The organism is Vibrio sp. YQ_11, assembly GCF_043103065.1.
In the GTDB taxonomy this organism is placed as follows: domain Bacteria; phylum Pseudomonadota; class Gammaproteobacteria; order Enterobacterales; family Vibrionaceae; genus Vibrio; species Vibrio parahaemolyticus.
In genome coordinates, this window is the sequence record NZ_JBICJM010000009.1 from 198,817 (window position 1) to 223,884 (window position 25,068).

Annotated in this window: 21 protein-coding genes and 2 tRNA genes; 5 read left to right on the plus strand and 18 right to left on the minus strand. The window is 44.9% G+C overall.

Annotated features, from left to right (window positions below; genetic code table 11):
- Positions 1-115 precede the first annotated feature (115 nt).
- From ACF8EG_RS06695 to ACF8EG_RS06705, 3 genes are all read left to right on the plus strand, one after another.
- On the plus strand, positions 116-2,155 hold the full coding sequence (locus ACF8EG_RS06695) for a bifunctional diguanylate cyclase/phosphodiesterase (protein WP_005456059.1): 2,040 nt from the start codon (positions 116-118) through the stop codon (positions 2,153-2,155).
- Positions 2,156-2,304: 149 nt separating this feature from the next.
- Positions 2,305-3,318: a peptidase U32 family protein gene (locus ACF8EG_RS06700; RefSeq protein ID WP_005456088.1), complete on the plus strand. Its 1,014-nt coding sequence runs from the start codon at positions 2,305-2,307 to the stop codon at positions 3,316-3,318.
- A gap of 20 nt (positions 3,319-3,338) precedes the next feature.
- Positions 3,339-4,217, plus strand: a complete 879-nt coding sequence (locus ACF8EG_RS06705; protein WP_005481567.1) for a U32 family peptidase — start codon at positions 3,339-3,341, stop codon at positions 4,215-4,217.
- Positions 4,218-4,270: 53 nt separating this feature from the next.
- On the opposite strand, the gene vmrA is transcribed toward ACF8EG_RS06705, so the two are convergent.
- The 17 genes from vmrA to rlmE form a co-directional block, all read right to left on the minus strand.
- Positions 4,271-5,617 (minus strand): sodium-coupled multidrug efflux MATE transporter VmrA, encoded by a 1,347-nt coding sequence (gene vmrA, locus ACF8EG_RS06710; RefSeq protein ID WP_020841230.1) that lies wholly within the window; start codon positions 5,615-5,617, stop codon positions 4,271-4,273.
- Positions 5,618-5,674: 57 nt separating this feature from the next.
- A complete protein-coding gene (locus ACF8EG_RS06715; protein ID WP_020841231.1) occupies positions 5,675-6,088 on the minus strand; it encodes a MarR family winged helix-turn-helix transcriptional regulator in 414 nt (137 codons plus the stop codon).
- A gap of 109 nt (positions 6,089-6,197) precedes the next feature.
- Entirely contained in the window at positions 6,198-7,118 is a 921-nt protein-coding gene (gene nlpI / locus ACF8EG_RS06720) for a lipoprotein NlpI (protein WP_005481586.1), read from the minus strand.
- A gap of 181 nt (positions 7,119-7,299) precedes the next feature.
- Positions 7,300-9,447, minus strand: coding sequence for a polyribonucleotide nucleotidyltransferase (gene pnp, locus ACF8EG_RS06725; RefSeq protein ID WP_069507391.1), 2,148 nt, complete (start codon positions 9,445-9,447; stop codon positions 7,300-7,302).
- 365 nt (positions 9,448-9,812) lie between these two features.
- Positions 9,813-10,082, minus strand: a complete 270-nt coding sequence (gene rpsO, locus ACF8EG_RS06730) for a 30S ribosomal protein S15 (RefSeq protein WP_005456110.1) — start codon at positions 10,080-10,082, stop codon at positions 9,813-9,815.
- Between the two features lie 150 nt (positions 10,083-10,232).
- Positions 10,233-11,177 carry a tRNA pseudouridine(55) synthase TruB gene (gene truB / locus ACF8EG_RS06735; RefSeq protein ID WP_069507392.1) on the minus strand — a complete coding sequence of 315 codons (945 nt, stop codon included), beginning with the start codon at positions 11,175-11,177 and terminating at the stop codon, positions 10,233-10,235.
- Positions 11,177-11,572: a 30S ribosome-binding factor RbfA gene (gene rbfA, locus ACF8EG_RS06740; protein ID WP_005456060.1), complete on the minus strand. Its 396-nt coding sequence runs from the start codon at positions 11,570-11,572 to the stop codon at positions 11,177-11,179. The genes truB and rbfA overlap by 1 nt, the downstream gene beginning before the upstream one ends.
- Before the next feature lie 114 nt (positions 11,573-11,686).
- On the minus strand, positions 11,687-14,404 hold the full coding sequence (infB, locus tag ACF8EG_RS06745) for a translation initiation factor IF-2 (protein WP_005481598.1): 2,718 nt from the start codon (positions 14,402-14,404) through the stop codon (positions 11,687-11,689).
- A 22-nt stretch (positions 14,405-14,426) separates the two neighbouring features.
- Complete coding sequence (gene nusA / locus ACF8EG_RS06750) at positions 14,427-15,914, minus strand: transcription termination factor NusA (protein WP_005456069.1); 1,488 nt, start codon at positions 15,912-15,914, stop codon at positions 14,427-14,429.
- A gap of 36 nt (positions 15,915-15,950) precedes the next feature.
- Positions 15,951-16,406: a ribosome maturation factor RimP gene (rimP, locus tag ACF8EG_RS06755; RefSeq protein ID WP_005456065.1), complete on the minus strand. Its 456-nt coding sequence runs from the start codon at positions 16,404-16,406 to the stop codon at positions 15,951-15,953.
- A 227-nt stretch (positions 16,407-16,633) separates the two neighbouring features.
- Positions 16,634-16,710: transfer RNA gene (locus ACF8EG_RS06760), tRNA-Met, on the minus strand.
- A gap of 56 nt (positions 16,711-16,766) precedes the next feature.
- A tRNA-Leu gene (locus ACF8EG_RS06765) sits at positions 16,767-16,850 on the minus strand.
- Positions 16,851-16,865: 15 nt separating this feature from the next.
- A complete protein-coding gene (gene secG / locus ACF8EG_RS06770; RefSeq protein ID WP_005481580.1) occupies positions 16,866-17,204 on the minus strand; it encodes a preprotein translocase subunit SecG in 339 nt (112 codons plus the stop codon).
- Between the two features lie 222 nt (positions 17,205-17,426).
- Positions 17,427-18,767, minus strand: coding sequence for a phosphoglucosamine mutase (gene glmM, locus ACF8EG_RS06775; protein WP_005481562.1), 1,341 nt, complete (start codon positions 18,765-18,767; stop codon positions 17,427-17,429).
- 19 nt (positions 18,768-18,786) lie between these two features.
- Positions 18,787-19,617: a dihydropteroate synthase gene (folP, locus tag ACF8EG_RS06780; protein ID WP_206926093.1), complete on the minus strand. Its 831-nt coding sequence runs from the start codon at positions 19,615-19,617 to the stop codon at positions 18,787-18,789.
- 52 nt (positions 19,618-19,669) lie between these two features.
- Positions 19,670-21,649, minus strand: a complete 1,980-nt coding sequence (gene ftsH / locus ACF8EG_RS06785) for an ATP-dependent zinc metalloprotease FtsH (RefSeq protein ID WP_021447645.1) — start codon at positions 21,647-21,649, stop codon at positions 19,670-19,672.
- 108 nt (positions 21,650-21,757) lie between these two features.
- Positions 21,758-22,387 carry a 23S rRNA (uridine(2552)-2'-O)-methyltransferase RlmE gene (gene rlmE / locus ACF8EG_RS06790; protein WP_005494062.1) on the minus strand — a complete coding sequence of 210 codons (630 nt, stop codon included), beginning with the start codon at positions 22,385-22,387 and terminating at the stop codon, positions 21,758-21,760.
- 138 nt (positions 22,388-22,525) lie between these two features.
- Here rlmE and yhbY point away from each other — a divergent pair, with 138 nt between their 5' ends.
- The gene (gene yhbY / locus ACF8EG_RS06795; RefSeq protein ID WP_005380066.1) at positions 22,526-22,822 is read left to right on the plus strand and encodes a ribosome assembly RNA-binding protein YhbY; all 297 of its coding nucleotides are present in this window, start codon (positions 22,526-22,528) and stop codon (positions 22,820-22,822) included.
- Between the two features lie 81 nt (positions 22,823-22,903).
- Here yhbY and greA read toward each other — a convergent pair whose 3' ends face one another.
- Positions 22,904-23,377, minus strand: coding sequence for a transcription elongation factor GreA (gene greA / locus ACF8EG_RS06800; RefSeq protein WP_005485311.1), 474 nt, complete (start codon positions 23,375-23,377; stop codon positions 22,904-22,906).
- 537 nt (positions 23,378-23,914) lie between these two features.
- Between greA and ACF8EG_RS06805 the strand changes: the two genes are divergently transcribed.
- On the plus strand, positions 23,915-24,907 hold the full coding sequence (locus ACF8EG_RS06805; protein WP_025535683.1) for a porin: 993 nt from the start codon (positions 23,915-23,917) through the stop codon (positions 24,905-24,907).
- Positions 24,908-25,068: the final 161 nt, after the last annotated feature.

The window sequence follows — 25,068 nt, forward strand, 5'->3', positions numbered from 1 at the left end:
ACTTAAAAATGACTCACTATGCAGGCTTGAGAAGCACGGCGGCATATTCGCCAGGGTAGCGCTTTTGATTACACGGACGAATTAATCTGGCTCATTGGAGATCGGTAATACCCTAATGCCTTCCCAGCAATTACAACATTGGTTTGCCACGCTAACCTCAAATAGCCCTTTCTTTTTTGCCATTCTTGACAAAAAACACAATTATCGAATGGTGAGTGACCGCTATTGTGATATTGCCGGCTTAAATCATGAAGAAATCATCGGGTTAAACGATTGCCAGGTGCTAGGTGAGCAGTTTTATAAGAAGCTGGCACCTTACTACCAACGCGCATTCAAAGGCGTGCATGTCGAAGCTGAAATTACCTTAGATGAAACCGATTTAGAGACCAGCCTTCACTTTAGTTTGTCACCAGTGTATGAAGGTAACGAGGTACGTTTCGTGGTGTTTCACGCCGTCGACACCTCCGAAAAGCAAATACTTGTCCGCTCTCTGGAAGAAGCCGAAAACAAATTTGCCAAGCTGACCCAACTATTGCCCGATGGCCTGCTGCTGATTGAAGATGACACCATCATCTCAGCAAACCCTGCCTCGGCTCGTTTGCTTGGGCTTAACTCCCCTCACGAGCTGCTCGGTGAAGAGCTCTCTCGTCTGTTCATCGACGAAAACACCAAAAAAGTTTTCAGTCACCGACTCAGCACGCTTATTTCGGACAAACCGTTTGTTTGCCTGACTAGCGCGCGTTGCGGATTTGAGCGCAAAGTCCAATTGCATGCGGACTCGACGGCAATTCTAGGCAGTGAATCTCAAATTATTCTTATCCAAGATGCGGATGACACACCAAAACACTTGTCGTCAGCCTCCAGTGAAGATTCTCATATCGACTCTTTAACCAAACTGTATAACCGATTTGGTTTCACCAAGCGCCTAGAACAACTGATCAAAAGCCAAACACCGCTATTGGTGTTTTACCTCGATATCGATAACTTTAAGAACATTAATGACTCGCTGGGTCATCACATCGGTGACAAAGTCATCCAAGAAGTTTCTGCGCGTTTAAAACGACTGCTGCCAAACCAAGCGATCATCGGCCATCTTGGCGGTGATGAGTTCGGCATCATCCTTCCTGAGCCAGAAAACTCGCGCATGGCAGAAGTGTTATCAGATCGCATTATTTCTTTGATAAACCAACCTTTTGATCTGCACCATTTCAGTAAACGTCTTGCCTGCTCAATTGGTAGCGTCCGCTATCCGGAAGATGGGCAGGATGCTCGTATCTTGCTACAAAACGCCGATACCGCGATGTACGAAGCCAAAGATCGCGGACGAAACCGTCTGATCAAATTCAATGACCAAATGAACAAAGAAGCGCGTATGCGTTTGTGGCTCGAAATCGAACTGCAAAAAGCCCTGCAGCAAAATGGTCTTGAAGTTTGGTATCAACCCAAAGTGAACGCCCGTGATTTCAGTATCAATGGCGCAGAGGCTTTAGTACGTTGGAAACATCCGGTTGAGGGCTACATTAGCCCAGGATCATTTATTCCTGTGGCGGAACGAGCAGGTTTGATTGAGCATCTGGGCCGCGTGGTGATGCGTGATGTATTCAACACCGTAAAACGCTGGAAACAACAAGGCATTTTGCCGGGTCGCGTCGCGATCAACCTGTCTCCAGAACAGTTTGGCAACCCTCAGTTGATCGACTTTATGGAGAAGCTGCTGCGCACAACCGAACTTGATCCAAGTTGCATCACGTTTGAGCTAACTGAAAGCGCGGTGATGAGTGACAGCGAACATACGCTGCAAATGCTGAATGCGATTAAAAAGCTTGGCTTTGCTTTGTCGATCGACGACTTTGGCACTGGGTATTCGTCACTGTCGTATTTAGCTCGTTTCCCGATTGATGAACTAAAAATCGACCGAGCATTCATTAATGACATTGACGCCCTGCCAAAACAGGTGACCGTCATCGAGAACATCATCAACTTGGGCAAATCTTTGGAACTAACGGTCGTTGCAGAAGGCGTAGAAACGCATCAGCAAGCTACTTTGCTTTCCAACCTTCAATGTAACTCGATTCAAGGTTTTCATTTCTACCGACCTCAGCCAAAACATGAAATCGAAGAGTTGTTTGTGCAAAACCGCCGCCACAAAAACTGATCCCCCTACTTCGTCAAATCAAACCTTTACCCCTACTCTCAAGGGGTAAATATTGAGTTTATTGAGCTAAACCTAACTTAGGTCAAATTAGCTATTCATAATTCTTCATAAAATGCGGGCACCTTTTCCTTCTCTATGATTGTGAGCATATGGAACTCTTGTGTCCTGCGGGTAACCTGCCTGCGCTAAAAACCGCGATTGATTGCGGTGCAGATGCCGTGTACATCGGCTTCAAAGACGATACCAACGCGCGTCACTTTGCTGGTTTGAACTTCAACGGTAAAAAACTAGAAAAGGCCGTGCAATATGTGCATGACCACAACAAAAAGATCCACGTTGCACTCAATACCTTTGCCCATCCAAACGGTTTTGAACGCTGGACGAACGCCGTCGATAATGCAGCGGCATTGGGCGTAGATGCACTGATTGTCGCTGACATTGCTGTTCTTGAGTACGCTGCTCGCAAATACCCTGAGCTTGAGCTACATCTTTCCGTGCAAGCTTCTGCTACCAACGTAGCTGCAATTGATTTCTACAAGCAAAACTTCAACGTTAAACGTGTGGTATTGCCTCGCGTGTTGTCCATTCATCAGGTGAAACAACTGTCGCGCAACATCACCAGTGATGTCGAGCTGGAAGTATTTGCGTTTGGCAGTCTGTGCATCATGTCTGAAGGTCGTTGTTACTTGTCGTCTTACATGACGGGTGAATCACCAAATACGGTAGGAGCCTGCTCTCCAGCGAAATACGTGCGCTGGCAAGAAACTGAACAAGGCTTGGAGTCTCGATTAAACAACATTTTGATCGACCGTTACTGCGCGGGTGAAAACGCAGGCTATCCAACGCTTTGTAAAGGCCGCTTTGAAGCTGAAATTGAAGGCGAGAAAAAACGTTACCACGCGCTGGAAGAACCAACCAGTTTAAATACTCTCTCTATGCTTCCTGAACTGTTTGCAGCAAACGTAGCGTCGGTAAAAATTGAAGGCCGTCAACGCAGCCCTGCCTATGTAGAGCAAGTTACTCGCACTTGGCGCGCAGCAATTGATCGTTACCAAGCAAACCCAGAAGCTTACCAAGTCGAAGCAGCTTGGGATGCCGCCCTGGCGAACGTTTCTGAAGGTACGCAAACCACGCTGGGTGCATACCACCGTAAATGGCAGTAGAGGTTAAGATGGAAAATTCAATGAAATACGCACTTGGCCCACTGCTGTACTTTTGGCCAAAACAAGATATCGAAGCATTTTACTTACAAGCGAAAGAAAGCTCGGCAGACATTATCTACTTGGGTGAAACCGTTTGTTCAAAACGTCGCGAGATGAAACCTGCTCATTGGTTCGATATTGCCAAAGACCTGTCGGCATCCGGTAAGCAAGTGGTGCTTTCCACCATGGCATTGTTGGAAGCACCAAGCGAAGTCAATATCATGAAGAAGTATATCGATAATGGTGACTTCGCGATTGAAGCAAATGACGTGTCCGCGGTTCAACTGGCGTCTGAACACAAAGTCCCATTTGTCGTTGGCCCAGCAATTAACACTTACAACGCACACACCTTGAACCTGTTTTTAAAACAAGGGATGACTCGTTGGTGTATGCCGGTTGAGCTATCTCGTGAATGGCTAAGCGATACTCTGACACAATGTGAAGACTTAGGGATTCGTAACAAATTCGAAGTCGAAGTCTTTAGCCACGGCTATTTGCCATTAGCCTACTCGGCTCGCTGCTTCACAGCGCGTGCGGAAAATAAAGCGAAGGATGATTGCGAAACTTGCTGCATAAAATACCCAACCGGTATCCAAGTAAGCAGCCAAGAGGGACAAGAAGTCTTCAACTTAAATGGCATCCAAACGCAATCGGGCTACTGTTACAACCTGATCAACGATCTGCCAAGCATGCAAGGACTCGTTGATGTCGTTCGCTTGAGTCCATTAGGCGTAAGTACCTTCTCAGAATTGGATCGCTTCCGTTCCAACGAGCAAGGCTCAAATCCAGACAAACTATCAAGCCGCCAATGCAACGGTTACTGGCATCAATTGGCTGGCTTAGAAGTGAAGAACATTTAACTCTTCCGACAAAGTAAAAAGCGAGGCACTAGCCTCGCTTTTCTGCTGCCAACTTAAGACGCTTGGATGCTCGGTTCTACTGGGCTATCCACCATCAACTTTTTGATATCACGCCAAAGCATACTCATCACAACCAGACTTAACGCAATGTTGGATAGCGGGAATGCAATCCAAATGCCTGTCACACCCAACAGTTTTGGCATGATGAACAAGAATGGCAGTTGGATAAGCATATTACCTACCGTCACAAACATCGCCTTACTGCCTTTGTTGACCGATTGATAGTAAGCTCCTGCTACCACTAAGAAACCATCAAGAAACAGTGCGAACATGTGGAGACGAATTCCCACCACAGCACTTTCGATAAGCTGCTGATCCGCGTCATTAAAGACGGATACGAGCTGGTACGGGAAAAGGTTCATCAATACCACGAACACAACACCACCTAAAACCGATGCCCCCATAGCAATTTGTAGCAACTTACGAATGTTATCTTGATTTCGTGCGCCATGGTTGTAGCTCACCAAAGGCTGCATACCATTGGCAATGCCTTCCGCCACGAGATAATAGACCGTCACGATATAGCCTAAAATGGCGTAAGCGCCGATCAAAAGCGGGCTGCCGTATTGTGCGAATAACGCGTTGTGCAGAGCTACCATCGTAGATCCATAAGCGTACATAAAAAAGCTGGATGTCCCGATAAGCACAATTTTAGGAATAGCATCCAATTGCACTTTCAACTCTCTAAATGTTAGACGTAACTTCGCTTTAGAAGAGAAGAAGTAGCCCACACCTAGCACGGTGACAACCATCTGTGCCAATGCGGTCGCAATAGCCGCCCCTGTTAGCTCCCAATTCATCCAAGCAATGAAAACATAGTCCAACACAATGTTAATGATTGCACCTATCACCATCAAAATTGTGGCTAAGTTAGGGCTGTTGTCGTTACGTAGCAAAAATGGAACAGCAATAGAACCAAGTGAAAAAATACACGCGACGATTAGTATCTGGAGATATTGCAAGCCCAACTCGTACACTCGCCCCTGAGCGCCTTGCCAACGAATAAAGTCATCAGCAAAGAAAAACAGAATCGTTGCGACAATAGGCATCAGGGCCAACAAAAATAGCAAGCCTGTGGTTAAGACCCGTTTCGCACCTTGTTGATCTTGCTCTCCTTGCTTGATGGAAGTCAGGGCTCCCGTTCCCACACCAACCATCATCCCTATTCCCAGAATGCTACCAATCACTGGCCAAGCAACATTGATGCCCGCCAATCCGTCAGCGCCAACGTAACGGCCAATAAAAATACCGTCGACGACTTGGTATAGCCCATTGACCAACATGGCTGCGACAGTTGGCATGGTATATTTCCAAAACTGTTTATAAATGGAGTTTTGCATGATTCTCACCAATAGTTAGCAAAGCTAACTAAATAGTTAAATAAATGAATTTTTGAATTAATTTCCAAGCGCTTTATTGAGTAGCGACTGCAATTGTTTGGCTTCTTGTTCATTTAGCTTTAGCATCATTTGATCCGAAATATCCTTATAAACAATTTGTTCTAAAGACATTTTTTCAGCGACATCTTCCGTCAGTAAGATACGCTTTGCGCGAGCATCTTCATTGCAAGCAATACGCTTCACTAACCCTTTCTTTTCTAAACGCACCACCATATTGGAGGCAGAAGGTTTGGTTACCTGTAACTCGTCGGCAAGATCAGTAATACGAACGCCTTCAGGAAACACCTGAATTACGCGTAAGTAATCAAATTCGTTAAAGCTAAGATGAGACAATGGATCTTCTTTAGCGTAAACACGCCAAGCTTTGGCGCAAAAACGCTCCAAATCGATCAAACTCTCTTCTAAAGCCATAAAGATTCACCAATTAGTTAGCAAGGCTAACTATTCTAAAGCGAGTTATCTCAATCATCAAGCGTAAAAAAGCCGCTTATGGAAGCGGCTTATGGAAGCGGCTTTATTATTATTGTTGTTCTTGTTGCTCGGCGGCTTTTAGCTTGGCCAACCTATCTTGCTGAAGTTGGTCATAAATTTGTGCTAACTCCAAGAAAGAGTAACGATGCTCAACGTACTCGTACACATTCAACGAAATGGCAAGCTTATACAACGAAATCGCGCTGGCGATGTCACCTTCCAATTGATGACGTTTACCGAGATAAAAATAGGTTTCCGTCAATCGCTGAGCAAGGCGATAGTTTTCTCGCGTACCATCCATAATCGCAGCAAGAGCCGCTTCATCAGAAACATCGCGTAGCATAAGAGCGACTAACACCCAACCCCATTCTTCACTGCGATCTTGTTGGTAACGCTGCTGAAGGTTTGCTTTTGCTTGCTCAGGGTTTTGATCCGCTTCAATGATGTATAACCACAATGCGCGAAATGGATCGCTTGGCATCTCTTGATAATGCTTGGTCATATCTTCCAAGGCCAAATCAATACGACCGCCGTAGTATAGCGCTATCGCCCGATTGCGCTCTGCGTAAGAGTTATCTGGTGCAAGTTCGAGTGTTGAATCAAATGCTTCGTATGCCGCATCAAACTCTCCAACCTGAGTAAAGTAAACGCCGAGAAGATTAAATATATCTGGCTGAGCTGGGTTCAACTGCAATGATTGGTTGAAATCCAAACGAGCAAGGTCACGCAAGCCAACACTGTCGTAGTAATTACCACGTTCATAGTGCATTTTGGCACGCACTTCATCGCTGAGATCAGGGCGCTGCAGTAGTTGTGATAAACGCGCAATTTGAACTTCTTGTTGAACGCTCGGTTGTAAAGGCACAGCCATTGGTGGGTAAAGCCACTTCAGTGCTGAATGCTGAGAAGTATTTGCACAACCGGTCAGCGCGATAGCAACACATAAACTTGCGGTTTGAAACCATTTCACTAATTGATACTCCTGTTTGGACCGCCTTGGGTCTGTTTCCTTAATGCACTATAGGATAAATAACCTCATTTGAGGTCAAACTCCTCGAAACAGGCCAAAAAAAAAGGGAGCGAAAATGCTCCCCTTTATAGCATGCTTTCAGGCTCTTAAGCTAATAAAAGACCGAAAGGCGAGTTTCAGATTACTCTTCTTTCGCTGCTGGTGCTTCTGCCGCTGCTTCTGCCGCTGCTTCTTCAGCAGGCTTCTCTACCGCTTCTTTCATGCTTAGACGTACACGGCCTTGACGGTCGATTTCAAGAACTTTAACTTGAACTTCTTGACCTTCAGTTAGGTAGTCAGACACTTTCTCAACGCGTTTTTCAGCGATTTGAGAAATGTGTACTAGACCATCTTTACCTGGTAGAACCGTTACAAACGCACCAAAGTCAGCTAGACGAGCCACTTTACCAGTGTAGATACGGCCTACTTCAACTTCAGCAGTGATCTCTTCGATACGGCGGATAGCTTCTTTCGCTGCTGCACCTTCAGTTGCTGCAATCTTGATTGTACCGTCGTCTTCGATTTCGATAGTTGTACCAGTCTCTTCAGTTAGAGCACGGATAACTGCACCACCTTTACCGATAACGTCTTTGATCTTCTCTGCGCTGATCTTCATTGTGTGGATGCGTGGAGCGAACTCAGAGATATCGTCACGAGCACCAGCAAGCGCTTCATCCATTACAGATAGGATGTGCTTACGTGCGCCTTGTGCTTGGTTAAGCGCAATTTGCATGATCTCTTTAGTGATACCTTCGATCTTGATGTCCATTTGAAGTGCAGTAACACCAGTGCTAGTACCTGCTACTTTAAAGTCCATGTCACCTAGGTGGTCTTCGTCGCCAAGGATGTCAGAAAGAACAACAAAGTCATCGCCTTCTTTCACAAGACCCATCGCGATACCCGCAACAGATGCTTTGATTGGCACACCAGCATCCATAAGTGCTAGAGATGTACCACATACAGACGCCATTGAAGATGAACCGTTAGATTCCGTGATTTCTGATACAACGCGAACTGTGTATGGGAACTCGTCAACAGATGGCATTACAGCTGCAATACCACGCTTAGCCAGTTTACCGTGGCCGATTTCACGACGCTTAGGAGAACCTACGAAACCAGTCTCACCCACACAGTATGGAGGGAAGTTGTAGTGTAGTAGGAAGTGATCTTTACGCTCACCAGTTAGCTCATCGATGATTTGTGCATCACGTTGAGTACCTAGAGTCGCAGTAACTAGGGCCTGAGTTTCACCACGAGTGAACAGTGCAGAACCGTGAGTACGTGGAAGAACACCAGTACGTACGTCTAGCGCACGAACCATGTCTTTCTCACGACCATCGATACGAGGGTTACCCGCGATGATGCTACGACGTACAACAGTCTTCTCTAGATCGTGGAAGATTGTGTGGATTTCTTTAGTATCCGCTTCAGGATCTTGAGCAAGCAGTGCTTCGTTTACTTCTGCTGCAATCTCATGGATGCGGTCGTAACGAGCCATTTTCTCAGTGATTTGGTAAGCCTCAACAAGCTTAGCTTCAGCAAGTTCAGCAATCTTAGTCTTAAGTGCTGTATTTTCTTCTGGAGCAACCCAATCCCAAGCTGGAGTAGCAACTTCAGCTTTGAACTCGTTGATAGCGTTGATTACAACTTGTTGTTGATCGTGGCCGAACACAACTGCTGCTAGCATTTCTTCTTCAGTTAGGTTGTCAGCTTCTGACTCAACCATTAGTACCGCAGACTCTGTACCTGCAACCACTAGATCTAGACGCGATGCGTTTAGCTCAGTTTGGCTAGGGTTAAGAACTAGCTGACCATCGATGTGACCAACACGTGCTGCACCGATAGGACCATTGAATGGAATACCAGAGATAGCAAGAGCCGCTGATGTACCAATCATTGTTGGGATATCTGGTTGAACGTCTGGGTTTACAGATACAACCGTTGCAATAACTTGCACTTCATTTTTGAACGCGTCCGGGAATAGTGGACGGATTGGACGGTCGATTAGACGAGCTGTTAGCGTTTCGCCTTCAGATGGACGACCTTCACGTTTGAAGAAGCCACCTGGGATTTTACCTGCAGCGTAAGTACGCTCTTGGTAGTTTACAGTTAGTGGGAAGAAGTCTTGACCCGCTACTGCTTCTTTTTTACCAACAACTGAAACGAATACTGCTGTATCGTCCATTGTAACCATAACTGCTGCTGTAGCTTGACGTGCGATAACGCCAGTTTCTAGAGTAACCGTGTGGTTACCGTACTGGAACGTTTTAACAACTGGTTTTTCGAACATTGTTATTCCTTGTTTCTAAGCGCACCGATAAATAGCCGCTTAGGTGTGTTAATAAACACTCAAGGCATTACGAATCGCGACTAGTGAAAAGAAACTTACCTAAATTTCTTTTTAATAGCCGCGACCTTTTGGTCGACGAGGTTGACTGTAATGCTATGAGTTTAATAAAAATCTAATATACCAGACTAATCAGCGACTAATCAGCGACTAATCACTCATCTAGAACGGTATCAAAAGATTAAGCCGCAAGTATTATAACGGCTTAAGGATGATTTGGCTAAGCTATAGCAGTCAAAAAATAAATTAGAGGCAACAAAAAAGGGGCATAAAGCCCCTTTTTTGACAAACTGCTATGCAGTCGCTTATTAGCGACGTAGGCCTAGACGCTTGATTAGGTCTTGGTAGCGAGCTAGATCTTTACCTTTTAGGTAATCTAGAAGCTTACGACGGCGAGAAACCATACGTAGAAGACCACGACGGCTGTGGTGATCGCCTTTGTGAGCTTTGAAGTGACCTTGTAGGTGGTTGATAGAAGCTGTAAGTAGAGCTACTTGAACTTCTGGTGAACCAGTGTCGCCTTCAGATTGTGCGTATTCTGCAACGATTGCTGCTTTAGTTTCTGCATTCAGAGACATAATTCTCTCCTAATAAGAGTAAGTTAATGTTTGTGCCAGCCAATCTCTGATTCAGCCGACACGAGAAGCGCGAATTATAAGGAAGTTTGCTTATAGGCGCAATATAAAAATACCGGCCTAAATGCCGGTATTTTTCAAGTGAGATAGAGATTACTCTTCGTCGCGGAAAACGACTAAACGTTTTGGTGCGATCTTACCATCATCGTTCATTTCACCAACACCGATAAACAAACGCTCTTCGCCCATAGTCAGGCGTAGAGCCCCCTGCTCTGGTGCACCTAATACTTGAACCGGTTGGCCATGCTGAACCATATCTGCTAATTCAGGAATTAGGTTTACTTCTGGTAAGTCTTCAACTGCAGTGTCCATTGGCATAAGCAGTGGATCGAGCAACTCGCGAGGAGCGATTTCTTCACGATGAGCTTGCTCAAGCAGCTCATTAAGCTGCTCAAGAGTCACCATTTTCTCGTAAGGGTACTTGGCTACAGCTGTGCGGCGCAGCATAGTTACGTGAGCACCACAACCGAGCATTTCGCCCAAGTCATCGACGATAGTACGAATGTAAGTGCCTTTTGAACAGTGCACCTCCATCTCAACTTCATCACCTTCAAAACGGTGAAGAATGATTTCGTATACCGTAATTTTACGAGACTCACGTGGAACTTCGATGCCTTTACGAGCGTACTCGTACAGAGGTTTGCCTTGGTATTTCAAAGCAGAAAACATCGAAGGCACTTGGTCAGATTCGCCACGGAACTTCTCAATACACGCTTCTAGTTTCTCGAAAGTCACATCTACTGGTCGCGTTTCTACCACTTCACCATCAGAGTCTGAAGTGTTAGTACGTTCGCCAAGTTTTGCGATCACGCGATAGCGTTTGTCTGAATCCAGTAGGAACTGAGAAAACTTGGTTGCTTCACCTAAACAGATCGGCAACATACCCGTCGCTAGAGGGTCCAACGCACCAGTGTGACCCGCTTTCTCAGCAAAGTAGATTCGCTTTACTTTTTGCAGTGCATCATTGGAAGAGATACCTGTTGGTTTATCCAACAAGATAACACCATTAATTGGACGACCTTTACGACGACGAGCCATTATTCTTCGTCCTCACGGCCAGAGTTCTTTTGCTTCTGCTTGTCTGAGTTAACCACTTCGGTTACTAGGTTAGACATACGCATACCTTCTACGAGCGTGTTGTCGTAGTAGAAGCGGATTTCTGGGGTTAGACGCAGACGAATACGCTTACCAAGCATCATGCGAATGTGAACTTCATGCTCACGTAGTGCCGCTAGGCATGATTCTGGTGTTTGCTCACCTACACATAGGAAAGTCACGAACACTTTTGCGTAAGCAAGGTCACGAGAGACTTCCACATCGGAAATGGTAACCATACCCAAACGTGAATCACGAACTTCACGTTGAAGGATCATTGCTAATTCTTTTTGCAGCTGCTGTGCAACACGCTGCGTGCGGCTAAATTCTTTTGACATATCTTTTCTCTTATATAGAAAGAATGGGGGGTTGGTCAAAGCCAGCCCCCCATGGTGTATTCAACAACCAATTACTACTTATCTATCAAAGATAATATGAGTAATTTTAGTCAATTAGTCTAGAGTACGTTGAATTTCAACGATTTCGAATACTTCGATTTGGTCACCAACGCGAACGTCATTGTAGTTCTTAACGCCGATACCACATTCGTAGCCATTCTTAACTTCTTGAACGTCATCTTTAAAGCGACGTAGTGACTCTAGTTCACCTTCGTAAATAACAACGTTATCACGTAGAACACGGATAGGGTTGTTGCGCTTAATTAGACCTTCAGTAACCATACAGCCAGCGATTGCGCCCAGTTTCGGTGACTTAAACACGTCACGAACTTCAGCAAGACCAATGATCTCTTGCTTGAATTCTGGAGCAAGCATACCGCCCATTGCCTGTTTCACTTCGTCAATCAATTGGTAAATGATTGAGTAGTAACGTAGGTCAACTGCTGCGGCTTCAACTGCACGACGAGCAGATGCATCAGCACGTACGTTAAAGCCAAGAATGATTGCGTTTGAAGCTTCTGCTAGTACTACGTCAGTCTCAGTAATACCACCAACACCAGAACCAACGATGTTCACTTTCACTTCGTCAGTCGATAGTTTCAGTAGTGAGTCTGCGATAGCTTCTACAGAACCTTGAACGTCAGCTTTAAGAACAACGTTAAGCTCTGCAACTTCACCAGCAGTCATGTTAGAGAACATGTTCTCTAGTTTAGATTTCTGCTGACGAGCAAGTTTCACTTCACGGAACTTACCAGCACGGTAGTTAGCAACTTCACGTGCTTTACGTTCATCACGTACTACAGTAGCTTCGTCACCTGAAGCTGGCACACCTGAAAGACCAAGGATCTCTACAGGAATAGATGGACCTGCTTCTGTGATTTCTTGACCTAGTTCGTCGCGCATTGCACGAACACGGCCGTACTCTTGACCACAAAGTACGATGTCGCCTTTATGTAGCGTACCAGATTGAACTAGTACTGTAGCAACTGGACCACGACCTTTATCAAGACGAGATTCAACTACCACACCAGACGCCATACCTTCTTTCACAGCTGTAAGTTCTAGAACTTCAGATTGAAGAAGGATTGCTTCTAGCAGACCATCAATGTTTGTACCCTGTTTTGCAGAGATGTGAACGAACATGTTCTCACCGCCCCATTCTTCAGGGATTACGTCGTATTGAGCTAGCTCATTCTTAACGTTGTCTGGGTTCGCATCTTCTTTATCGATCTTGTTCACAGCAACAATCAAAGGAACGCCTGCCGCTTTCGCGTGCTGGATCGCTTCTACTGTTTGTGGCATTACGCCATCATCTGCTGCAACTACAAGAACAACGATATCTGTCGCTTGAGCACCACGAGCACGCATAGCAGTAAACGCCGCGTGTCCAGGAGTATCAAGGAACGTGATCATACCGTTTTCAGTTTCAACGTGGTAAGCACCGATGTGCTGTGTAATACCACCAGCTTCGCCTGAAGCAACGTGTGTACGACGGATGTAGTCAAGTGTTGACGTTTTACCATGGTCAACGTGACCCATGATCGTTACAACTGGAGCACGAGGTACTGATTCAGCATTAGTGTCGCGGTCAGATAGTACTGCTTCTTCCAGTTCGTTCTCTTTACGAAGAACAACTTTGTGACCCATTTCTTCAGCAACAAGCTGTGCTGTTTCTTGGTCGATCACTTGGTTGATAGTCGCCATAGCGCCCATCTTCATCATCACTTTGATAACTTCTGTCGCTTTAACCGACATCTTGTTAGCAAGTTCTGAAAGAACAATTGTTTCGCCAATCACAACATCTTGCTTAGCAACAGTCGCCGACTTATCAAAGCCGTGCTGCATTGATGTTGGTTTAGCTAGCTTACCTTTACGGCCGCCTTTACCGCCACGTTGGCTACGACCGCTATTGCGTGCCTGCTCGTCTTTAGTCGAAGGTTTTTTCTTCTTCTTATTACGACGACCGGCTTCTTCTTTGCGATCTGCTTCATCTTCGGCTTCACGTGCGTATTGTGAAGTCGTTACATGGTAATCTGTATCTTCCATATCACCCTTTTTCTCTTCTGCAGCAGACCAACGCTCTTTATTCTTTTCAGCCAATTCGCGAGCTTCCTCAAGCTTGCGCTGACTTTCCTCTTCAGCCTTACGCTTAGCTTCTTCTTCCTGACGACGTTTAAGCTCGTCGGCCTCTTTTCGCGCTGCTTCTTGCTTAATTTTCTCTTCAGCATCACGTTTTGCTTTTTCTTCAGCATTACGTTGTGCATTCGTATCTGCGTCGCGCTTCGCTTTTTCTTCAGCTTCGCGTTTCGCTTTTTCTTCCGCTTCACGTTTTACAGCATCTTCAGCTTCACGTTTTGCAGCTTCTTCAGCTTCACGCTTAGCAGTTTCCTCTGCTACGCGTTTTGCTGCTTCTTCTGCTTCACGTTTTGCTACTTCTTCTGCTTCGCGCTTAGCTTCATCTTCAATTGTGCTACGCTTCACGTATGTACGTTTTTTGCGCACCTCAACCTGAACATTCTTACTCTTACCACCACCCGCATTCACACTAAGTGTACTACGAGTTTTACGCTGAAGCGTTAGGCGAGTCGGCTCTGCATCACCAGATTTATCACCGTGTTCTTTCTTTAGATGAGAGAGAAGCTTTTGCTTCTCTTCATCAGTTACATTGTCAGAGCTCGCCTTTTTCATGCCAGCGTCAGCAAGTTGTTCAATCAAGCGGTCGACTGGCGTACCAATCTCATCACTCAGTGCTTTAACTGTTAATTGTGTCATGCCGCTTTCCTCCTTGCCGAAATTATGCTTCTTCGCCGAACCAACAGATGTTACGTGCGGCCATAATTAGCTCGCCTGCACGTTCTTCGGTCAGGCCTTCGATACCTTCTAAATCGTCAATGCCTTGGTCAGCTAGATCTTCCAGTGTCGCTACACCTTTAGCTGCCAGTTTGAATGCCATTTCGCGCTCTAGACCTTCAAGACCTAGTAGATCGTCTGCAGGCTCTAGACCTTCAAAAGATTCTTCTTGTGCTAATGCAATTGTTGTTAGCGCGTCTTTCGCACGACCACGTAGCTCTTCTACAAGCTCTTCGTTTAGGCCGTCGATTTCTAGAAGCTCGTTAACTGGAACGTATGCGATTTCTTCTAGAGTAGAGAAGCCTTCTTCAACAAGCAGCTGAGCAAAGTCTTCTTCGATGTCTAGGTACTTCATGAAGTTTTCGATAGACGCTTGTGATTCTTCAGCGTGTTTCTTCTGAAGATCTGCAACTGTCATTACGTTCAGCTCCCAACCCGTTAGCTGAGATGCTAAACGTACGTTCTGACCGTTACGACCGATAGCCTGTGCTAGGTTGTCGGCTTCAACTGCGATGTCCATTGAGTGTGCATCTTCATCCACGATGATAGAAGCTACGTCTGCTGGAGCCATTGCGTTGATAACGAATTGCGCTGGGTTATCATCCCAAAGCACGATATCGATACGCTCACCACCAAGCTCACCAGAAACAGCTTGTACACGTGCGCCACGCATACCAACACACGCACCAACAGGGTCAATACGTTTGTCATTTGTTTTCACTGCGATCTTAGCGCGAGAACCAGGATCACGAGCAGCGCCTTTCAGTTCGATGATTTCTTCAGCGATCTCAGGAACTTCTACACGGAATAGTTCTTCAAGCATTTCAGGCTTAGAACGAGTGATAAACAATTGGAAACCACGCGCTTCTGGAGCGACTTTGTACAGAAGACCACGTACACGGTCACCTGGACGGAAGTTTTCACGAGGAAGTTGGTCATCACGTAGGATTACAGCTTCTGCGTTGTTACCTAAGTCAAGAACGATTGTGTCGCGGTTTACCTTCTTAACAACACCAGTGATTAGATCACCTTCGTTGTCGATAAACTGCTCAACGATTTGTGCACGTTCAGCTTCACGAACTTTTTGTACAATAACTTGCTTAGCCGTTTGAGTCGTAATACGGTCAAACGTTACTGATTCGATTTCATCTTCTACGTAATCGCCTAGCTCAACTGAATCATCTTCATATTGAGCAGCTTCTAGAGAGATCTCTTTCGTTGGGCTTTCTACTTGGTCAACAACCAACCAACGACGGTAAGTTACAAACTCACCAGTTTTACGGTCAATAGCAACACGAACGTCGATTTCGATTTCGTACTTTTTCTTTGTAGAAGTTGCTAGAGCAATCTCAAGAGCTTCAAAGATACGCTCACGAGGTACCGCTTTTTCGTTCGATACCGCTTCTGCTACCGCTAAAATTTCTTTACTCATTGTATTTAGCCTCTAAGCTTAAACTTTTTTAGGGACCTAAAATTTAGGGATCAGGTTAGCTTTTGAAATGTTACTTAAAGCAAACTCTTCTTGCTGACCTTCAACAGTAACTGTCACTGTTTCGCCATCCACGCCGTGGATAATGCCTTTCCACTTACGACGGTTTGCTACAGCCATTTTCAAAACGATGCTGACCTCGTGACCAATAAATTGCTCGTAATGTGCTGCTTTGAATAGTGGTCTTTCTAAACCTGGAGAAGACACTTCTAGGCTGTAAGCAACAGAAATTGGATCTTCAACGTCTAACACTGCACTTACTTGGTGGCTAACTTCTGCACAGTCGTCCACGTTAATACCATTTTCATGGTCGATGTAGATGCGTAACGTTGAGTGCGCGCCAGCACGAATGAATTCTAATCCAACTAACTCATAGCCTGATGCCTCTACTGGCGCTTCAAGCATTTCAGTAAGTTGTCTTTCTAAACCAGTCATTTAAACCACTCCAGAAACAAAAAAAGGGCTCAGAGCCCAATCAAAAAACCAAGCAGTGACCTGAGTCATTTAAAAAACTCAGATAACAAAAAACCCCGATAGTCGGGGTTTTATGCTGCTGGACCCTGATACGTTAAGAATAGTCAAAATTACTTTTCTTAACTCGTAGTGTGGTTAGCACTACGCAAACTTGCCAATCTGCAACTTCTTTATTCAAAGAAGGAGATTGGTTGCGGGGGCCGGATTTGAACCGACGACCTTCGGGTTATGAGCCCGACGAGCTACCAAGCTGCTCCACCCCGCGTCCGACTTGCTGAGCATTATACTCGCAAACAAGTGATTTACAAGTTTGTAAATACATGGTGCCGAGAGAGGGACTCGAACCCTCACACCTAAGGCACTAGCACCTCATGCTAGCGTGTCTACCAATTTCACCATCTCGGCACAAAACCTTACAGCTTATTGAGGAATTTCATCACCAGTAGGTGCTGGAACTTCACTCGCTGCGTCTTTAACTTGTTCAACTACTGGTTGACCTAATGTTGGGTCTACCCATTGAGACTCGGTCTTGTGTGTAGACATACGACCAAGTAGCAAGCTAACGACAAAAAATACGGTTGCTAAAATAGCAGTTGTTCGGGTTAAGAAATTACCTGAGCCACTAGCACCAAACACTGTGTTTGAAGCACCAGCACCGAACGAGGCTCCCATATCTGCGCCTTTACCTTGTTGAATCAACACAAGGCCAATCACACCAAGCGCTGCCAACAGGTAAATCACAAGTAGAACTGAAAACATTTTTTCCACCTATGTTCCAAATTGTTGAGCCAGCGCCGTTCAATATCGAAACATCGTTAATGAACAAGGCTAGCGACCTCCTAACGGGAGGCGGAGCAATACTAGCGAAAGCCAGTAACGCTGACAAGGGAAAATTAGTAAAAAATCAATGTCGGCGGGTTAAGCGCTCAAAAAAAGGGCAAAACTTGCCCTTTTCTTTCTTTAAATACGTTAAAGCAATGATTAACAACTTGCTTTTACTGCATCCGCAATCTTAAGCGCTGAGCTTTGAACAAGCTCGGCATCTTCACCTTCTACCATTACGCGAATCAAAGGCTCTGTACCTGATTTACGTAGTAAAACGCGACCTTTATCGCCTAGCTCAGCTTCAACTTCTTCTACAGCAGCCAGTACTGCTTGCGCTTCTAGAGGGTTGTTTTCACCAGCGAAACGTACATTTTCTAAAACTTGTGGGTAAAGCGTCATGCCTTGCGACAAGTCGTGCAATGACATGTCACTGCCAACAACAGAAGCAAGCACTTGTAGAGCAGCAACAATCGCATCTCCCGTTGTTACTTTATCTAGCAAGATAACGTGACCAGAGTTTTCGGCACCGATCTTCCAGCCTTTAGCCAGCAATTGCTCCATTACATAGCGGTCACCGACAGCTGCACGAACAAATGGAATACCTAATTGCTTCAGGCCATTTTCCATACCTAGGTTAGTCATCAACGTACCAACCACGCCACCTTTTAGTTCACCACGACGCAAAGCATCACGTGCGATAATGTAAGCAATTTGGTCACCATCGACTTTATTACCTAAATGATCAACCATGATGATACGGTCACCGTCACCATCGAATGCAAGACCAAGATGAGCTTGCTCTTCTACAACGCGTTTTTGTAGCGCGCGAACGTCTGTAGCACCGACTTCTTCATTGATGTTGATACCATTTGGCTCAACACCCATCGCGATTACATCTGCACCAAGTTCTTTGAAGACATTTGGAGCAATATGGTAGGTAGCACCATGAGCGCAATCAACGACGATCTTTAAGTTAGAGAGACTTAGTGTCGATGGGAATGTGCTTTTACAGAACTCGATGTAACGACCTGCAGCATCATTTAAACGAGTCGCTTTGCCCAATTCAGAAGACTCAACACATTCAATGTCTTTGTCCAATTCAGCTTCGATAGCAAGCTCGATATCATCAGGCAATTTTGTGCCCTCAGATGAGAAGAATTTAATACCGTTGTCGTAATATGGGTTATGCGATGCAGAAATCACAATGCCCGCTTCTGCGCGGAAAGTTTGCGTTAAGTAAGCGACAGCAGGTGTCGGCATTGGACCTGTGAAGGTTGCCTTCAGACCTGCGGCAGCAAGACCAGCTTCTAGTGCAGATTCAAGCATGTAACCAGAGATACGAGTATCTTTACCAATAATAACTTTCTTTGTGCCTTGTTTTGCTAGTACACGACCAGCAGCCCAGCCAAGCTTAAGTACGAAGTCTGGAGTGATTGGGTACTGTCCAACTTTACCGCGTACACCGTCCGTACCAAAGTAACGTCTTTTATTCGACATAAACTTACCTTTATTATTTTTAAATATTGTTTTGCATCATTTCGACAATTTTCATTGCTTCAATAGTTTCTTCAAAATCATGAACACGAATGATCTGCGCGCCTTTCATGGCAGCAATCGTGGCACAAACCACACTGGCGTTAGTGCAATCTGCTGCTGGCTTATCAAGCAGCTTGAAAATCATTGATTTACGAGACATACCCGCCAAGATAGGCAGACCGAACTCATGAAACTTCTCGAGATGAGCGAGCATATGATAATTGTGTTCAATGGTTTTGCCAAAGCCAAAACCAGGATCGAGGATAAGTTGAGACTTATTGATACCTACGGCTTCACAAGCAGCTATGCGCTCTTCCAGAAACTGAGCGACGTCATCCATCAAGTTCTCGTACTGAGGGCTTTCCTGCATAGTTCTAGGTTGCCCCTTCATATGCATTAAGCAAACAGGTAGTTTTGATGCAGCCGCAACTTGAAGTGCACCAGGTTCTTGTAACGCACGGATATCGTTAATTAGATCCGCACCAACAGCGATAGCCTGACGCATTACTTCTGCTTTACTGGTATCGACAGAGATCCATACATCGTATTTTTCGCGGATGGCCTTTACAACAGGAACAACGCGTTGCAGCTCTTCTTCTAGAGAGACATCTGGCGCACCAGGGCGTGTAGACTCACCACCAACATCAATGATGCTAACCCCTGCGGTAATCATTTTTTCAACTTGAGCAAGAGCAAGTTCTAAAGAATTGAATTTACCACCATCAGAAAATGAATCAGGGGTAACATTAAGAATCGCCATTACATGTGGACGAGAAAGGTCGAGAGATTTGTTATTTGCTGTAATAATCATAATAAATACAAAAACCCCGAGCTAACTCGGGGTTTATTATTATCAACACTCTTTATTCAGAGTCTTTCTTTTCTGGAACTTCACTTGAAGCAGAATCTTGAGAAGTAACTTGCTCTGCGGCATTCGCAGAATCCGTTGCTTTCTCTTCCTCTTTCACTTCAGGCGTTGCTTGAGACTTATCGTCATCCTTTGGCTTATTCATTGGGTTATCACCCCAGCCTGCTGGCTCACGAATTTCCGCTTTACGTTCCATGAGATCATCAATTTGGCGAGCATCAATGGTTTCATACTTCATTAGCGCATCTTTCATCGCATGCATGATGTCCATGTTGTCTTCCAAAATCTTTTTCGCACGGTCGTAGTTGCGGTCGATGATTTGACGAACCTCGTCATCGATCAGCTTAGCGGTATCATCAGACATGTGTTTAGTCTGCGTTACGCTACGACCAAGGAATACTTCACCTTCATCTTCTGCATAAAGTAGAGGACCAAGTTTTTCAGAGAAGCCCCATTGTGTCACCATCTTACGAGCAATATCTGTCGCCCGTTCAATGTCGTTGGAAGCACCTGTCGATACTTTTTCAGGACCGTAAATTAGCTCTTCAGCAAGACGACCGCCATACAGGCTTGAAATCATAGACTCTAAGTGCTGACGAGACATACTTACGCGGTCTTGTTCTGGCAAGTACATCGTTACACCAAGTGCACGACCACGTGGAATGATAGACACTTTGTACACTGGATCATGCTCAGGAACTAAACGGCCAACAATCGCGTGACCAGCTTCATGGTACGCTGTTGACTCTTTGGTCTCTTCTGACATCACCATAGAGCGACGCTCTGCACCCATCATGATTTTGTCTTTCGCTAACTCAAACTCAACCATAGAGACATTGCGTTTGTTACCACGTGCAGCAAATAGCGCAGCTTCGTTAACTAAGTTGGCTAGGTCTGCACCAGAGAAACCTGGTGTACCACGAGCGATTAAAGAAGGCTCTACGTCACCAGCTAATGGCACTTTGCGCATGTGTACTTTTAGAATCTGTTCACGACCGCGTACATCAGGAAGACCTACAACCACTTGACGGTCAAAACGACCCGGACGTAGCAATGCAGGGTCTAATACGTCTGGGCGGTTGGTCGCAGCAATAACGATAATACCTTCGTTGCCCTCAAAACCATCCATTTCTACTAGCATTTGGTTCAGTGTTTGCTCACGTTCATCGTGACCACCACCTACACCAGCACCACGCTGACGACCTACAGCATCGATTTCATCGATAAAGATAATACAAGGCGCGGCTTTCTTCGCTTGCTCGAACATGTCACGTACACGAGATGCACCAACACCAACGAACATTTCTACGAAATCGGAACCTGAAATAGTAAAGAACGGTACTTTTGCCTCACCTGCGATAGCTTTTGCAAGTAACGTTTTACCCGTACCTGGAGGACCAACCATTAAAACACCAGTTGGAATCTTACCACCCAGTTTTTGGAAACGGCTTGGATCACGTAGGTAATCAACAAGTTCTTTTACGTCTTCTTTTGCTTCGTCACAGCCTGCAACATCAGCGAAAGTGGTTTTGATTTGTTCTTCGCTCATCATTCGAGCTTTACTCTTACCGAAAGACATAGCGCCTTTACCGCCGCCGCCTTGCATTTGACGCATGAAGAAAATCCACACACCAATCAGTAAGATCATTGGGAACCAAGAAATGAAAATTGTGCCAAGCAAGCTTTGCTCTTCAGGAGGCGTTCCTTGCACTTTCACGTTTTGGTTAATTAGGTCATCTAGAAGCTTCTGATCATACACAGGCATGTAAGTGACCATTTTGGCACCGCCGCCACGACGAACAAAGCTAATTTCACCGTCTTTAAAAGTTGCTTCTTGAATCTGGCCTTGGCCAACTTCCTGTACAAACGTGGTGTAATCCACGGTTCTGCCATTGCTTTCTCCAGGGCCAAAGCTCTGGAATACCGACATCAATACGACAGCGATAACAAGCCACAGAATTAAATTTTTTGCCATGTCACTCAAGGTGTAAGCCTCTCGATAACTAATTGTAATTAAAGGTAGGGTACTACAGTTCACTCACTGTAGCTATAGTGTTAACACGCTCCCGAAAGAGCAAAATAGTTAACCTTTGTAACCAGTGGCTACAACAAAGACTTCTCGGGAGCGCGCTCGCGATGAGTCTGGTTTTCTGATTTTTACGACTTTAAACATGTCTCGGACTTCTTTCACGTATTGATCGAAGCCTTCACCCTGGAAAACCTTTACGACAAAGCTACCATTAGGCGCTAGAACTTGTCGACACATATCTAAAGCCAATTCAACTAAATACATTGCGCGTGGTTGATCGACAGAGTTGTTACCTGCAATGTTCGGCGCCATATCAGACATTACAACATCAACCATTGATGGTTGAATTCTATCAAGCAACGCCTCTAACACGGCATCGTCTCGGAAGTCACCTTGCAAGAAACTTACACCAGCTATTGGATCCATAGGAAGTAAATCACAAGCAATAATCTGACCACTATCTCCTACTATTTTAGCAGCATATTGAGACCATCCACCCGGAGCAGCACCTAAATCGACCACTGTCATGCCAGGTTTTAACAACTTATCTTTTGTTTGGATTTCATCAATCTTGAAGTACGCACGTGAACGATATCCTTTTTTACGGGCTTCATTCGCGTATTTATCATCAAAGTGTTCTTTCAACCAACGACCAGAACTAGCCGAATGTTTTTGTTTACTCATTTTAATCCCAACAAGGCGCAAATAGGAGCTATTGTTTTAATAGGCACAACCTATTACTCAATAAATTATAGTCTTCAGCAATAGATGGCGTTAAAATAGCTTTTTTCAACCCTTATTTTAAAGAAAATTGGCCGCGTAATGAACCTAAGCACCAAACAAAAGCAGCACCTAAAAGGCCTGGCTCACAGTTTAAAACCTGTTGTGCTAATGGGCGCAAATGGACTTACAGAAGCCGTGCTAGCAGAAATTGAAATCGCTCTAAACCATCACGAACTGATCAAAGTAAAAGTTGCTTCAGAAGATCGTGAAACAAAACAGCTAATCATTGACGCTATCGTACGTGAGACAGGCGCTGAAAAAGTTCAGACAATTGGTAAAGTGCTTGTGCTATACCGCCAGTCTGAAGAGCGTAAAATCGAAATTCCTCGTAAGTAATTCACTTACGTTGTTGAAGAAAAAGGTCGCCATTGGCGACCTTTTTTGCATTTAACAAATAGTGGGCATTCAAGATGCCACTTAGATGTATTCAACTCGGTCAATTTCGAAATCTTTCGCTCCACCAGGAGTCTGGATAGCAACCTCGTCGCCTTCCATCTTGCCGATCAAGCCACGAGCAATTGGAGAGCTCACTGAAATACGGCCAGCTTTAATATCAGCTTCATCGTCACCAACGATCTGATATGTCTTTTCTTCATCGGTATCGACATCAATCAAAGTCACCGTTGAACCAAAGATAACCTTGCCAGTGTTTTCCATTTTAGTTACATCAATTACTTGCGCAACAGATAGCTTATATTCAATGTCACGGATTTGCGCTTCACAAATACCCTGCTCTTCTCGAGCGGCATGATATTCAGCATTTTCCTTCAAATCACCTAGTTCTCGTGCTTCAGCAATCGCTTCTGAAATTTGAGGACGTAGCTTAAGTAGACGTTCTAGTTCTGTACGTAGCATTTGTTCGCCACGTAGTGTCATTGGAACTTTTTCCATTATGTAACCTCAAGCCCAAATGGGTCTTTGGACAATAAAAAGCCCACCCAGTCGTAGGACTAGGTAGTGCGGTTAAAGATGTATTTTCAACTAGTGTAAACAAACTCCTGAGCGAAATCATCTTAATTCGAAATTCAACATTGCTATGCCTTTGCAGCATAATGAACCGAATCAATTTTAGATCCACTCATTATCGCAATTTATTGAAAAACAACACTGTTCATTACACTAAAAACATCAAAAAACATAAAAACTAATCAATGTCAGGCCAATGTCATCGAAGCATTAGTATATGTAAAACAACTACTTAATAAACAACCAACCACAATCGAACAGTGTTCATCAGCATGATTTATATCATTTTACTAACTCATCATGAAACTTTAGCAGTAAAACATGTCCAGCAAGTTGTTACATCAAAGGCTTACAGTTGCGGAAAACTCTCGCAGATGAAGCCAAATATAGACCAATAACTTGTGAGAGGTCATCTCTCCCCCATACAACAATGATTATGGACAGCTAACTAGGACAAATAAGATGAAAAAGACTCTAATTGCTCTTTCTGTATCTGCAGCAGCTATGGCAACTGGCGTTAACGCAGCTGAACTTTACAACCAAGACGGCACTTCTCTAGAAATGGGCGGCCGCGCTGAAGCACGTCTATCTATGAAAGATGGCGACGCTCAAGACAACTCTCGTATCCGTCTAAACTTCCTTGGTACTCAAGCAATCAACGATAACCTATACGGTGTTGGTTTCTGGGAAGGTGAGTTTACTACAGCTGAAAACGGCGGTGTGGATGGAAACAGCAACCTAGACACTCGTTACGCATACGCTGGTCTTGGCGGTGCATGGGGTGAGTTCACTTACGGTAAAAACGAAGGTGCACTAGGCGTTATCACTGATTTCACAGATATCATGGCTTACCACGGTAACTCAGCAGCTGACAAACTAGCAGTGGCTGACCGTTCAGACAACATGATGTCTTACAAAGGTCAATTCGAAAACCTAAACGTTAAAGCTAGCTACCGCTTTGCTGACCGTGAAGAAGTAAACGGTGAATACACAGACAACAAACAAGACGGCTACTCTCTATCTGCAATCTACGCAGTAGCAGACACCGGTCTTGAGCTAGGTGCTGGTTATGCAGACCAAGATGAAGCTAACGAATACATGCTAGCTGCATCTTACACTATGGGTGACCTATACTTCGCTGGTATCTTCACTGACGGTGAAAAAGCGAAAACTGAAGGTGACTACACTGGTTACGAACTAGCTGGTGCTTACACTCTAGGTCAAACAGTATTCACAACAACGTACAACAACGCAGAAACTAACAACGAAACTTCTGCTAACAACTTCGCTGTTGATGCATCTTACTACTTCAAGCCTAACTTCCGTGGTTACGTTTCATACAACTTCAACCTAATCGACTCTGGCGATAAACTAGGTAAAGCTGGTGGCAACACTACAGCATCTAAAGCAGATGCAGAAGACGAGCTAGCTCTAGGTCTACGTTACGACTTCTAATTCCTGTCTTTAGACTTGAATACTCAGTGCCCGCTTATTGCGGGCATTTTTTTATCTTTCATTTCTCATCTTAATAGCGCGTTCTTCTATCCACTTTGTCTCAATATTAATGATGAACCAAGCATTCTTGGATGCACCTAGCATATTGAGTGGACTTGCGT

Coding starts and splice junctions, on each gene's coding strand:
- ACF8EG_RS06695 (WP_005456059.1), top strand. CDS start 116: ATGCCTTCCCAGCAATTACAACATTGGTTTGCCACGCTAACCTCAAAT.
- ACF8EG_RS06700 (WP_005456088.1), top strand. CDS start 2,305: ATGGAACTCTTGTGTCCTGCGGGTAACCTGCCTGCGCTAAAAACCGCG.
- ACF8EG_RS06705 (WP_005481567.1), top strand. CDS start 3,339: ATGAAATACGCACTTGGCCCACTGCTGTACTTTTGGCCAAAACAAGAT.
- vmrA (WP_020841230.1), bottom strand. CDS start 5,617: ATGCAAAACTCCATTTATAAACAGTTTTGGAAATATACCATGCCAACT.
- ACF8EG_RS06715 (WP_020841231.1), bottom strand. CDS start 6,088: ATGGCTTTAGAAGAGAGTTTGATCGATTTGGAGCGTTTTTGCGCCAAA.
- pnp (WP_069507391.1), bottom strand. CDS start 9,447: ATGTTCGAAAAACCAGTTGTTAAAACGTTCCAGTACGGTAACCACACG.
- rpsO (WP_005456110.1), bottom strand. CDS start 10,082: ATGTCTCTGAATGCAGAAACTAAAGCAGCAATCGTTGCAGAATACGCA.
- truB (WP_069507392.1), bottom strand. CDS start 11,177: ATGGCTCGTCGTCGTAAAGGTCGTCCAATTAATGGTGTTATCTTGTTG.
- rbfA (WP_005456060.1), bottom strand. CDS start 11,572: ATGTCAAAAGAATTTAGCCGCACGCAGCGTGTTGCACAGCAGCTGCAA.
- infB (WP_005481598.1), bottom strand. CDS start 14,404: ATGACACAATTAACAGTTAAAGCACTGAGTGATGAGATTGGTACGCCA.
- nusA (WP_005456069.1), bottom strand. CDS start 15,914: ATGAGTAAAGAAATTTTAGCGGTAGCAGAAGCGGTATCGAACGAAAAA.
- rimP (WP_005456065.1), bottom strand. CDS start 16,406: ATGACTGGTTTAGAAAGACAACTTACTGAAATGCTTGAAGCGCCAGTA.
- secG (WP_005481580.1), bottom strand. CDS start 17,204: ATGTTTTCAGTTCTACTTGTGATTTACCTGTTGGCAGCGCTTGGTGTG.
- glmM (WP_005481562.1), bottom strand. CDS start 18,767: ATGTCGAATAAAAGACGTTACTTTGGTACGGACGGTGTACGCGGTAAA.
- folP (WP_206926093.1), bottom strand. CDS start 19,617: ATGATTATTACAGCAAATAACAAATCTCTCGACCTTTCTCGTCCACAT.
- ftsH (WP_021447645.1), bottom strand. CDS start 21,649: ATGGCAAAAAATTTAATTCTGTGGCTTGTTATCGCTGTCGTATTGATG.
- rlmE (WP_005494062.1), bottom strand. CDS start 22,387: ATGAGTAAACAAAAACATTCGGCTAGTTCTGGTCGTTGGTTGAAAGAA.
- yhbY (WP_005380066.1), top strand. CDS start 22,526: ATGAACCTAAGCACCAAACAAAAGCAGCACCTAAAAGGCCTGGCTCAC.
- greA (WP_005485311.1), bottom strand. CDS start 23,377: ATGGAAAAAGTTCCAATGACACTACGTGGCGAACAAATGCTACGTACA.
- ACF8EG_RS06805 (WP_025535683.1), top strand. CDS start 23,915: ATGAAAAAGACTCTAATTGCTCTTTCTGTATCTGCAGCAGCTATGGCA.